The organism is Bacillus sp. JJ1773, from assembly GCF_036962035.1.
Lineage (GTDB): Bacteria > Bacillota > Bacilli > Bacillales > Cytobacillaceae > Cytobacillus.
In genome coordinates, this window is the sequence record NZ_JBALNX010000024.1 from 1,521 (window position 1) to 13,439 (window position 11,919).

14 protein-coding genes are annotated in these 11,919 nt (G+C 37.3%); 8 read left to right on the forward strand and 6 right to left on the reverse strand.

Features of this window, described 5'->3' with window-relative positions; translation table 11 throughout:
* Positions 1 to 231 (forward strand): hypothetical protein (locus V7127_RS05285; protein WP_335484151.1); only part of this gene is annotated, 231 nt, incomplete at its 5' end.
* 21 nt (positions 232 to 252) lie between these two features.
* Complete coding sequence (locus V7127_RS05290) at positions 253 to 465, forward strand: hypothetical protein (RefSeq protein ID WP_335353407.1); 213 nt, start codon at positions 253 to 255, stop codon at positions 463 to 465.
* Between the two features lie 188 nt (positions 466 to 653).
* On the opposite strand, the gene V7127_RS05295 is transcribed toward V7127_RS05290, so the two are convergent.
* Both V7127_RS05295 and V7127_RS05300 read right to left on the reverse strand, forming a co-directional pair.
* A complete protein-coding gene (locus V7127_RS05295; protein WP_335484153.1) occupies positions 654 to 2,264 on the reverse strand; it encodes a thiamine pyrophosphate-binding protein in 1,611 nt (536 codons plus the stop codon).
* A gap of 319 nt (positions 2,265 to 2,583) precedes the next feature.
* Positions 2,584 to 3,123 (reverse strand): histidine phosphatase family protein, encoded by a 540-nt coding sequence (locus V7127_RS05300; protein WP_335484155.1) that lies wholly within the window; start codon positions 3,121 to 3,123, stop codon positions 2,584 to 2,586.
* Positions 3,124 to 3,340: 217 nt separating this feature from the next.
* Between V7127_RS05300 and V7127_RS05305 the strand changes: the two genes are divergently transcribed.
* From V7127_RS05305 to V7127_RS05320, 4 genes are all read left to right on the forward strand, one after another.
* The gene (locus V7127_RS05305) at positions 3,341 to 4,336 is read left to right on the forward strand and encodes an aliphatic sulfonate ABC transporter substrate-binding protein (RefSeq protein WP_335484157.1); all 996 of its coding nucleotides are present in this window, start codon (positions 3,341 to 3,343) and stop codon (positions 4,334 to 4,336) included.
* Positions 4,337 to 4,374: 38 nt separating this feature from the next.
* Complete coding sequence (locus V7127_RS05310; RefSeq protein ID WP_335484159.1) at positions 4,375 to 5,142, forward strand: ABC transporter permease subunit; 768 nt, start codon at positions 4,375 to 4,377, stop codon at positions 5,140 to 5,142.
* A 19-nt stretch (positions 5,143 to 5,161) separates the two neighbouring features.
* Positions 5,162 to 5,929: an ATP-binding cassette domain-containing protein gene (locus V7127_RS05315; RefSeq protein WP_335484161.1), complete on the forward strand. Its 768-nt coding sequence runs from the start codon at positions 5,162 to 5,164 to the stop codon at positions 5,927 to 5,929.
* A gap of 332 nt (positions 5,930 to 6,261) precedes the next feature.
* On the forward strand, positions 6,262 to 6,702 hold the full coding sequence (locus tag V7127_RS05320; RefSeq protein WP_335484163.1) for a GNAT family N-acetyltransferase: 441 nt from the start codon (positions 6,262 to 6,264) through the stop codon (positions 6,700 to 6,702).
* A gap of 162 nt (positions 6,703 to 6,864) precedes the next feature.
* Here V7127_RS05320 and V7127_RS05325 read toward each other — a convergent pair whose 3' ends face one another.
* Positions 6,865 to 7,857: an alpha/beta fold hydrolase gene (locus V7127_RS05325; protein ID WP_335484165.1), complete on the reverse strand. Its 993-nt coding sequence runs from the start codon at positions 7,855 to 7,857 to the stop codon at positions 6,865 to 6,867.
* 261 nt (positions 7,858 to 8,118) lie between these two features.
* Between V7127_RS05325 and V7127_RS05330 the strand changes: the two genes are divergently transcribed.
* On the forward strand, positions 8,119 to 8,385 hold the full coding sequence (locus V7127_RS05330) for a hypothetical protein (protein ID WP_335353399.1): 267 nt from the start codon (positions 8,119 to 8,121) through the stop codon (positions 8,383 to 8,385).
* A 108-nt stretch (positions 8,386 to 8,493) separates the two neighbouring features.
* Here the strand turns inward: V7127_RS05330 and lepB are convergent, their stop codons facing one another.
* The 3 genes from lepB to V7127_RS05345 all read right to left on the reverse strand — a co-directional run bounded on the left by lepB (position 8,494) and on the right by V7127_RS05345 (position 10,820).
* Positions 8,494 to 9,024 (reverse strand): signal peptidase I, encoded by a 531-nt coding sequence (lepB, locus tag V7127_RS05335; RefSeq protein ID WP_335484167.1) that lies wholly within the window; start codon positions 9,022 to 9,024, stop codon positions 8,494 to 8,496.
* Positions 9,025 to 9,137: 113 nt separating this feature from the next.
* A complete protein-coding gene (locus V7127_RS05340; RefSeq protein ID WP_335484169.1) occupies positions 9,138 to 9,656 on the reverse strand; it encodes a GrpB family protein in 519 nt (172 codons plus the stop codon).
* 273 nt (positions 9,657 to 9,929) lie between these two features.
* Positions 9,930 to 10,820 (reverse strand): LysR family transcriptional regulator, encoded by an 891-nt coding sequence (locus V7127_RS05345; RefSeq protein ID WP_335484171.1) that lies wholly within the window; start codon positions 10,818 to 10,820, stop codon positions 9,930 to 9,932.
* A 167-nt stretch (positions 10,821 to 10,987) separates the two neighbouring features.
* Between V7127_RS05345 and V7127_RS05350 the strand changes: the two genes are divergently transcribed.
* Positions 10,988 to 11,890 carry a DMT family transporter gene (locus tag V7127_RS05350; RefSeq protein ID WP_335484220.1) on the forward strand — a complete coding sequence of 301 codons (903 nt, stop codon included), beginning with the start codon at positions 10,988 to 10,990 and terminating at the stop codon, positions 11,888 to 11,890.
* Positions 11,891 to 11,919 lie beyond the last annotated feature (29 nt).

The following is an 11,919-nucleotide window of genomic DNA, read 5'->3' on the forward strand; positions in this document are numbered from 1 at the left end:
GGGGGGGCGGGATTTTTCATGTCTCCTGTTATAGCTACCATTCTACAAGTTCCAGATCCAGCGTTATTTATCACAACCTTTATTACCATGTACTCTGGCTTTATCCCTATGATTTGTACTGCAGTCAATACGACAGATGATGGTCTAATTGGAGCAATGGTACAAGATCGATTTGCACCTATGAATACAGTACCTACTCTATCTATAAATCAATCTAGAAAGTCATCCTAATTTCAAAGGGGGAATAATAAAATGAAGGTTTTAGGTTATATTCTTTTTGCAATCGGAATTTGGATGATGGTCTCCCCTCAAGCAACACTTGGACTAAAAGAGCTTAAATGGATGGCAGATTATGCATTTCCAGGGGAGGCTCTTATAGGAAGCGTAGTAGTTGCAGGTTCTTTAATGTTCTTTAGTAACCCTAAATCTAAACATGTTAAACATAATAAAAGATTTAATAGCTAACAATAGAAATAGCCCAATTTCTTCGTATTAAAAGGGAGAAATTGGACTTTTTTCGTTACTACAGAAAAGGGCACTATTTTGGATCTATTAAAATATATATAGAACTGCGTCACGTGTTTAATATAGTTTATGAGAGTTTCTCTTTTTGGAATCTTGTCCTCTAGGATTATGGATGGAATATAATAACCTTACATTTGATCATGGTATTCACTAGGATTAATCCTAGCTTCAATTAAAGTGAATCGTTCACTCTGTTGTGAGATTTTAACCGCCTCACGTAATTCATTAACATTTTCTACAACGACGCCTATACCGCCATAGGCTTTTGCCAATTGATCATAGGCAGGAGCGATAAATTCGACTCCCGTACTTTCATAACCCATTCGCTGCTGCTTTAAACGAATTAAACTCAACATATTATCCCGGAAATCGACGAGTGTAACTGGAAGTTGATATTGATTTAAAAGGGCCAATTCTCCCGTAATCATATCTAATCCAGCATCCCCCATAAAGGCAACTACTTTTCGGTCAGGATGCGTAAGCTGAGCCCCGATGGCTGCTGGCAGGGCATATGCCATTGTCCCTAACCCATTGGATTGCAAAAGTTCCTTTGGATGATAACATTCCCATACGTGGTTTAGCATAATTCGATGGCTGCCTGTATCCACAATGGCAATAGCATCCTCTGGCATTAGTTTCCTTGTTTCAGACACCACATCATAAGGGCTAAGTCCGACTGCCTCTTTCGGTTTCACTCTATCTTTAATGGCGTCCTTGTAAGCAAACAGTTCTTCATCCGACCATTTACTTTGTACTGTTTGCTGTGCTTCATTCAATTTAATAAAGAACCTGCCAATTTCGCCAACATACTCCATATCCACTGGGATCAATTGATATTGGTTAGGAATCGTATCGACATTGATTGTTTTGGTCTCCCAAGATAGATTCCAATCGCTCCGTAATTCAACAGGATCAAATCCTACCGTCAAAATCAGGTCAGCTTGTTCCCGCAATAATTGAAAATGCTGATTATCCACCGAAGGGCTTAGCCCTGTCCCCCCGAAACTAATCGCATCATATTCGGGAATGACCCCCTTTGCCTTATACGTTGTGATTACCGGAATGCGCCATTTTTCACAAAACTCCCTGATGCTTGATGCCTCTTCCTTCCGAATGTTTACCCCGGCAAGAAGAACGGGTTTTTTCGCCTCAACAAGACAGTTCATAAACGCATCCACCGCTTCCCTGGAGGGATCAACTGGAAATGCCACCTTCCGCTTTTTTGATACATATTTCTGTTCGATCCCGGCAATGTTTGTAGGCACATTGATATGTACAGGTCCTGGCACTCCTGATGTTGAAATTTCAATAGCCTTCCAAATGGCCTGACTTGCTGAACCATTTGCCAATGTTGTTGACCACTTGGTAATCGGTTTAAGTATGTCTTGCTGCTCAAGGATCTGATGCGTGTATGCACCCGTTAAATTAGTGCTTACCTCCCCTGTGATGACAATCATAGCGGAACGGTCCAAAAAGGCATTGGCTACTGGTGTGACCGTATTCGTTAGACCCGGTCCAAGGGTGGAAATCAGCACGCCCGGTTTTCCCGTTAATTGATAATAGGCATCCGCCATGAACCCGGCCCCCATCTCATGTTTTGATAATATAAATTGAATTCCTACCTTCCGAAAAGCCTCTAGGATTTCAAGAACTTCCCCTCCAGGAATGCCGAATGCATAATCAATACCTACTTCTTTTAATGATTTAGCCAAAATCATGGCTGTTTTCTCCATAGCCATTGTCACTCATCCCTTCATTTCGTTTATAAGATAATTCTTCTTCATGAGTTTTAAAACCTTTACAACCATGCTTAAATTACTATGCGTATCGGAGGAAACCGGAACCTATTCTGTCTTCTTTTATTCGCTTTTTAACTTTAAGAACATGTTTTTCCGATACTCTCTAGGGTTGGTGGATCGTACACCACTCCCCTTTCTATTCAATACGAACAGTTGGTATCAATTCATTTTTCGTGGATAGCAGTCTTCTTAACCACCAATAAGCCCCAATTAAGAAAAGGCTAAGGAGATTGCCGGAGCATAGTTTTTTTTTGCCCCTTTACTTCCATACCCGCTCAAACGTGACTTCGTTATTTTCATATTTCAAGAGAAATACATCAGGATTACTAAGATTTTTCCAATCCTCGAAGCCGAAATCGTTCTTATAATACTTTAAAAGCAAAGACATTAAATTCCCATGTGTCACAACGATCGTATTTTCTTTTTCACCGTTAAAAATTTCTTCTGCCACTTCAAGGATTCGTTCCGTAGCAGCTTGGCTAGACTCGCCGCCTTCAAATTTCAGTTCCATATTATCAAAGGTTGTTCTTAGTTTTTCTAGCCAATCAGGAAGATTTTTGGTGCTTAGTATACGTTCTGTCAATTTTCTATCAAGCTCAATCTCTATTTTTAATTGCTTGGCAAGCGGTTCTATAGAGTCAATCGCACGTTTATATGGGCTTGAAATTATTCGATTGATTTTCATTTCGGAAAAAAACTCAGATAAATCTAACACTTGTTTCAAACCATTAACTGTTAGTTTTGATTCAGGCGGCTGCCCTTCTGCTTCACAATGACGGATCAAATAAATTTTCTTCAATTAAACCACTCCAATTTCATATAGTTATTAAGCTTTCCGAAAAGCAACTATTACAAATTATTCGTGACCTTAGATTGAATTCCTTTTTTAAAATAGTTAAAAAGGGGTGTTGAATTTTCTAAATATATCCATTACAATACAACTAAACTTTACTAACCCGATAAAATTTATCGGATTAAACTAGTAATTCATTAATGAATTAAAGGAGAGTATGAGAATGAACACCAGAAAGAAAAACTTCAGCCTATTAGCGATTATTTTCGGATCATTGCTAATGTTAACCGCTTGTGGATCAGCAAGTACTGGGACAACAACAGGAGAAACCAAAGATCAAAACAGTGAGAAAACAGGCAAAGTCATTCGACTTGGATATCAAAAGGGAAATACCTTAAATATTTTAAAGGAAAGCGGATTTTTAGAGAAAAAACTAAAAGAAAATGGCTATGAAATAGAGTGGAAAGAATTTAACGGCGGAGGGCCCTTGTTAGAAGCTCTTTTTACAGGAAATATCGATTTCGGTCATGCCTCAGACGGGTCTACCATTTTTGCACAGGCGGGGAATAAACCCTTTGTTTATGTAGGAGCAGACTTGCCTAACCCAGAAGGAGTAGGAGTACTTGTCCATAAAGATTCAGAAATAAAGTCAATCGCCGATTTAAAAGGAAAAAGGATTGGGGTAAGTAAAGGCGGCAATCATCATTACTTAACCATTTTAGCATTAAAAGAAGCTGGGATTAGCCTTGATGATGTTGAGTGGGTTTATTTATCGGATGCAGCTCAAGGGCGTACTGCATTTGAAACAAAAAAATTAGATGCTTTCGCAACCTATGATCCGTTCTTAGCCGGAACAGAAATTCAGCTTGATACAATCAATTTAACCGAAGGAAAAGATTATGGCTATCCGAACAGAACCTTTTATGTGGCAAACATTAAATTTAATGAAGAATATCCTGAATTAGTTAGTGTAATTCTCGAAGCCATAGATGAATCGGATGAGTGGGCAAATTCTAATAAGCCAGAGGTTGTTACACTTGTATCTAAAATGTTGGGAATAGAGGAAGAAATCATCGACAGAGCTACCGCTCGCAGAAATTATAATGCAGAAAAGATCAATCAAGAAATCATTGATGCACAGCAAAAGCAAGCAGAGGTTTATCATGAAATTGGGTTAATACCAGAAAAAATCGATGTATCCCAAAATGTAGGTAAGTAGTATTCTGTTCGTGCTTATTTTGCGGAAAGGAAAATGTCATGAAAGCAAAGTTATCAAAGAGTCTATTGCCATGGGTTATTCCCTTTTTGGTTTTGATTGGATGGCATTTTTTCTCAAAGACTGGGATCGTTTCTACCCAGCTGGTGCCTTCCCCACTTACAGTTCTAACTAGCGCCTATAACTTAATTATTTCTGGAGAACTCTTCTACCATATGCAGGTCAGTTTAACACGGGCCCTTATTGGCTTATTGATCGGAGGAGGAATCGGATTTGTTTTAGGAATATCAAACGGATTATCTGAACTCACCTTCCAGTTAACCGATACTTCCTTACAAATGATACGAAATATTCCTAATCTTGCTTTGGTCCCTCTTGTCATTCTTTGGTTTGGCATTGACGAAGGTGCAAAAATATTTCTCGTATCCATCGGGGTCATGTTTCCAGTCTATATTAATACTCTTCATGGAATCAGAAATCTTGATGCAGGATTGATCGAAATGGGCAGAATGTATGGATTAAAAGGATGGGATTTATTTAAAAACGTATTGTTTCCGGGGGCCCTTCCATCCATTTTTGTAGGCTTGCGATACTCTCTCGGTGTTATGTGGCTAACATTAATCATTGCTGAAACGATCGCTACCACAAGAGGGGTTGGTTATTTGGCTATGACAGCGCAACAGTTTATGCAATCAGATATTATCATCATTACGATTATTTTATATGCATTATTTGGAAAATTGGCAGATATGCTCGCTCGCTGGGGAGAAAGGAAAGCCCTCCGTTGGCATAAAAGCTATGTTCGTTAATGGTTGGAGGGATTAAGTAATGGCTATGCATGAGCCCGTAATTAGGGAGACTTTAAATAAGAATAATCATGCCGTTCATATAAGCTTGAAAAATATCGAAAAAAGTTTTGGAGAAAAAACAGTTTTAAATAATGTGTCACTAGAAATTGAGGCGGGACAATTTGTTGCCATTGTCGGTAAAAGCGGCAGTGGTAAAAGTACGCTTCTGCGGCTGATTGCAGGGTTAGAGGAACCTACATCAGGTCAAATTTATTTTAACGATACGCCTGTTAAAGAATCGAAGTCTAGTGCCACCATGATGTATCAGGATTCTCGCCTTCTGCCATGGAAAAGTGTGATAAATAATGTCGGTCTTGGATTAAAAGGAAATTGGAAAGAAAAAGCAGAACAAACTTTAGATGCTGTCAGGTTATTATCTTTCAAAGACGAATGGCCATCCACTCTTTCCGGCGGTCAAAAGCAGCGGGTTGCACTTGCCAGAGCATTGGTGCATAAGCCCTCTCTATTATTACTAGATGAACCTTTAAGTGCCTTGGATGCGTTAACAAGAATGGAAATGCAAAATTTGATTGAAGACCTTTGGCTGAATCAAGGCTATACTTCCTTACTCGTAACACATGATGTTCGAGAAGCTGTAAAAATCGCTGATCGAATCCTCCTCATTGAGGATGGAGAAATCACGTTAGATATAAAAAATACTGCCCCGCGTCCAAGAGACTTTTCCGCTCCATGCTTAGCGAAATTGGAGAAGAAAATTATTGATCAGATTTTAAAAACGGAAATATAACTTCCCCTTGCCCTTTGCCGTCATGCTGTTGAGGTTGGTTGCCAAACCACTCTTTAGCATAATATTTGAGACGGCGAGGGAGTCTTTTTGTTCTAGTATTTATTCAAACTTTAAAAGTAATCCTTAGAAAATATCCATCTGGATTGGCATTCTTCCTCCCCTGAATCCCCCATTCGTATTTTTCAATGTCAGCTTCATATAGTAGTTATTTTTAAACACTTTTTCTATCTCTTCCACGACTCTGCCATGCAGTTCCCATTTAATAAGAAGCAGGATTAATAGAACGATTAAAGAATTATTTATTTATACTTTTAAAAAGATCGGAGGATAAAATGTTAGAGGTTAGAAGAATTACGCCGGAAATGACTTATAGTCTTAGACATACTGTTCTGCGTCCTCACCAAACAATTGAGGACTGCAAATATGATACAGACCATGAGCCTGGGGCGCTTCATGTTGGTGCATTTTCTCAAGGCAAATTAATAAGTATTGCGTCCTTTTGTGTCGAAAGGAATCCTGATTTTTCTAATGAAATGCAATATCGCTTACGAGGAATGGCGACATTAGAAGAGTATAGAAAGCTAGGAGCTGGGAGATTAATTGTTGCCTATACCGAAAATTTAATTAAAGCTCAGGGGTTTGACCTTATATGGTGCAATGCCAGAACCTCTGTAGAAGAGTATTATAATAGATTAGGCTTTCACATACATGGTGAAGTTTTTGATTATCCCCCTATTGGTCCGCATATTATTATGTATAAAAAACTTGCATAAAAAGCAGCGGTCAATCATCAAAGAGATTGGCCGTTGCTTTAATTCTTAATATACTTCTATTCTAGCTTCTACTCAACGTTCTGCTTCTTTACAACCTTTTGAGTTTGCCTATGGACTAAAAGTAAATTAAGAAAAACTGTATAAACAAGCACGGGGACTCCATTATTTTTTTTCAAGTTCCCTCCAAGTTTCATTTAACCAATTTGCAAATAATTCTTTTTGCTCAAACTGTGGATAATGTGCAGATTCATCAAAAATAATAAACTCCTTAATTGGTGCTTCAATTTTGGAAAAGTATGCATTTGCAGCATTTACTGAGGTCATATAATCATATTGACCCATAACAAAAAAACAAGGTACTTCTAAATGATCTATCATACTTGTAATATTTTGTTGTATTTCCTCACGTATTAAAATACCCTGTGAGAGCGAAACTCCTTTTACAAACCGAATTACATCGAGTAAATTATATTCGGGACCGAATAGGAATCCTAAATAGTAATCCAAATTATCATTAATCAACCTTGCTGCTCCACCATATTTTCGAACTAAATTCCTCGGTGTAAGCTCTTCCCCATTTTCAACTGAGCTTTTAAGGTTCTCAAGTTTTTTTACGTCACCCATGTTTCCAGCTAACTTTGCCTGATTTATTGTATATGTTAAACTATCAAATTCACTTTGAACTATATCCGCCACCTGTCCAATTCCAATGTACGCTGAAAATTTGTCAGGTGCTTTGCTTGCAGCTTTCATTCCTATATAGGTTCCAAATGAATGACCAATTAATAGTACCTTTTCTTGGCCCAACCTTTCTGTGATATAATTCGTCAATTCCAAGAGATCATCCACATGCAAATCTGATGTTAAATTCGAATAATCCTCAAAAAAGTGATAGGATTTTCCACTTCCTCGCTGATCATAATGAACAATTGTAAAATTCTTTTCGAGTAAATCTTGGTACTTCCTTACATAAGGAATCTCCGAACAGCCTGGACCACCATGAACAAATATGATAATCGGGTTTGCTCTGTTATTCCCTCTAATCATGACTTCTAATTTAGTCCCATTTATTTCTATCTGCTGTAATGTGCTAATACTATTAGTTCCTTTTATATCTGGTGTCCATGTTGGCAAAATTAATTTGATTACAACCAATAAAAAAAAGAAATACTTACAACTATCAATTTTTTCTTTTTATTCAATTTAGGCTCCTTATATCTTTATTTACTTTTCTCTTAAATTTTTCTCAGTGTTATTTTTAAAGCCGATCCCTTCACTGACCTATCACGCCGGTTTTGCAAAATTCTCAAATGATTCATTTTTAATTTATGAATTCATAAATTATTTCCTTTTGGAAAAACTGAATGTGGGAGTACTACAATTGACATTTGTTTTTTATCAAAAGGAGGAGCAGCAATGTCTAGTACAAATGATTTTTCTATACAAACGAAAATGGAAAATATTTTTCATAACACTTGCGGAACATGGCAAAACTGTACGGAGTCAACCATCCAATTATTCTTAGAACAATGCCTAGAACATAGTATAGATCCCCAATATTGTATGAGTTGGGTGGAGCAGCATAAATCACAAATATCAGACTGGCAAGATGTTTCAAAAGTCTCTCTTGACTGGGTTAATGAGCATACTTCAACAGGATCCCCCGCTTCGTTTACTGAATAGCAACTTGACCCGTTAGTGGAGAGAATTCCTAACTCTCCACTTCAGCCTATTATAAAAAAGCGCCCCTACCTTTTGTAGAAACGCTCTGCTTTATATTCAACCGCTGCATTATTTTGGTATGCCTATTGCCTGAAAAGGATAAAATCGAAATTTCACTTCTCCAATGATTGATTCATTTGGAATAAAGCCAAAGTGCCTGCTGTCCTTACTATTTAAACGATTGTCTCCCATTACAAATAAATAATCTTTTGGCACTTCTTGCAATTTAAAGTCACCTGTCAGCTTATTAAACGGATTATCCGCTTTATTTTCCTTTAAATAAGATTCTTCAAATGCTTTTCCATTAATGTAAAGAACATCGTCTTTCATCTCGATGCGATCACCTGGAAGTCCTATTACTCTCTTAATATATTTTTTGTCTTCCACATCAGGGGCATTGAATACAATCACATCAAACCGTTGAATGCCAGTCGTTTTACTAACTACAACCTTTTCTTGATCTTGAAAAGTAGGTGCCATGGATTCCCCGAAAACAGTTGTAGGTGAGAATAAGAATTCCCTACATATAAAAGCAATGATGAATGCAAATGCAAGTGATTTTATCCAAGAAAAGATTTCTTTTTTTGTACTTTCCGTCATCGTTTAGCTCCTTACATATTGTTATTAAAATGCTAAGTGTTCTATTTTAATTAATTCGTTATTTTAGTATAAATTCCTTCAAATACTTCATTAATGAACAATTAATATGATTGTTATTTCCTCCGAAGCCCTTTAAACCAGAGAAGTGCTTTCTGTTCCATTTCCTTCACGAAATCTTTTTTGGCTTGACTATATTCACTTGAGTTATCGAACCGCTCGGCCAGCTCTTCTTTAAAGCGGCTATAATTTGCTGCTTCATCCGGATGGGACCGAAGATAATCCCGAAAAATTAAGTGCCTATCAATTTGAGCGTTATCATATTGATAAAAATGAATATGATGGGTTCTGTTTTCACCGCCTTTTCGAAATAACCTTCTACCGGCAATGCCCCACTCCCCCGCTATATCATAACCAAGAGTGCCCATTTTACAATTGAACAAATCGATCTTCTCTATGTCTTTAACAATACACATCATATCTATGACAGGTTTTGCCTTCATGCCTTGAACTGACGTACTCCCAAAATGTTCTATTCTTATGATCTCATCGCCAAAAAATGTTTTCAGCATTTCAGCCTCAGTTTGAAACATTAGAGCCCACTTTTTACTAAAATTAGACAGTCGAACTTTCATATGGATCCTCCATAGCTCTTTTAAAGTATCTCAGTTAATGAATGCTCTTCTATTACCTCGATATTTCTTTTGCTTTTTGGCATGTTTGGATAAAGAAAAAATCACTTTTCCCACATCCACAAATGATTTACCTATATTTTAACATTCAAATGGGCATATTTGTAATTTTAAATATGCATTTACAAGCGTCTTTTAATAAAAAAGTTCCTAACATAATCACGATGGCTCCCTAGTTATTTTACGAAAGGTCTTCGATTATGACGTACTAGCCATTCAAATCTGATGGGAGCGTGCAGGCTCAATTAACCACGAATTCAAGTATTCAATAAACTTTTTTGTAGCTGGGGCAAGGGTTTTAAAAGATGTAGCAGCAATACCAATTGTCCGATAATGTTCTCCTGCTAATTGGAGAATCCGCACGTTAGTTGGGACACGGTGTAATACCATTTGAGGAAGTATACTGATTCCCATTCCATTTCCAACCATTGAAATAATGGCTTGGTCATCTGTAAGTTCAAATTTAATATTAGGCGTAACATTATTTTCTTTTAACATTCGGGTTAGATCGTTATCGCTTCCTTTTTTCGATTTGATTAGAGGATCATCCTTGATCATGTCAAAACAAATCTCATTTTGTTCAGCGAGAGGATGTTGGTCTGAGACGATGCAGAGCATTCTATCTTTTTTTAAGGGTGTCATTTCAAACTGTTGCACAGTGGGCAAGGACACAAATCCAAAGTCAACCATACCTGTTGATATCCAATGCTCTATATCATCATAATCTCCTTCCAGCAGCTTAATTTCGATAGAAGGATGCCGCTCATTAAACACTTTCATGATTTCAGGCAACCAGTGAATGGACACACTTGAAAAAGTGCCAATCCGAACTGTACCGATTTCCATTCCATTGATATTAGCTATTTCTTGAATCATTTCTTCGTTCCATTTTAAAATTTCACGGATGTATGTTAAAATGCGCTCTCCATTGCTCGTCAAATGGATTCCTGAGCGTCCGCGATTGAGAATGGAAAATCCCCACTCCGTTTCAAGACTAGAAATGGCATGACTAACAGCAGATTGTGTTAAACCGAGTGCTTCCCCCGCTTTCGTGAGGCTTCCTAATTCTACAACGCTATTAAAAATCTCAAATTTTGCAAGAGACAATTTGATCACTCCCTTTTCATGAAATTAATTCATGTATTACTTTAAAAACATTCATTTTTCTAATTTAAATTCTACATTTATAATGTAAAATAATCAATTCAAGACGGGATAGGTGATGATGAAAAATGAATGGGAGTACAGCTGTTGCTAAAGTAAAAAGGATGGGGATGAATACTCAATTAAAGGCAGATTTCACGATGCTTGTGGTCACATTATTTTGGGGATCCTCTTATTTATTCATGAAGATGGGTCTTGAATCTATTCAAGGATTTAACTTGATCGCCTTACGCTTCGGTATAGCTTTTGTTTTAGCAGGGCTCGTATTCTATAAACGCCTTATGCACATTGATTTTCAGACGATTAAATATGGATTTTTATTAGGGACCATCTTGTTCTCGGCCATTTCTGTTGTCACGATTGGGGTAAAATCCACGTCCGTCTCAAATGCTGGATTTTTATTTAGTCTTGCGGTTGTATTTGTTCCATTGTTATTAGCCATCTTTTTTAGACAAAAAACTGAAAAACGGGTGGTAATCGGTGTCGTCTTCGCAATAGTAGGTATCGCCCTTTTAACTTTAAATGATGGATTTAGCATTAGCTCTGGGGATTTTCTCATCATTTTAGGGGCTTTGTTTTATGCCATTTACATCATTGTGACGGATAAATTGACGAAGAATGTAGATTCTATTTCTCTGGGAATATTACAACTTGGTTTTACCGGGGCATGGGGGCTGCTGCTATCTTTATTTTTCGAAAATCCGCATCTTCCTAACACGACAGAATCATGGATATCTATTTTGGCATTAAGTATTTTTTGCAGTGCGATTGGTTTTATCGGCCAAACTACAGCCCAACAATATACGACGCCCACACATACAGGTCTCATATTTTCCTTGGAACCCGTATTCGCAGCTTTATTTGCTTTTATTTTCGCCGGTGAAGTTCTCTCGGAAAAAGGATACATAGGTGCCTTTCTTGTCTTAATCGGAATCTTAACAACAAAGATAGATTTTAAAAAGGTCATGATGAAAAAAGAATACAGCAGAACAATTGAAAGGTCTGAAACGTAGTTTAATATCCAGTGATGTTTAAAAAGGTT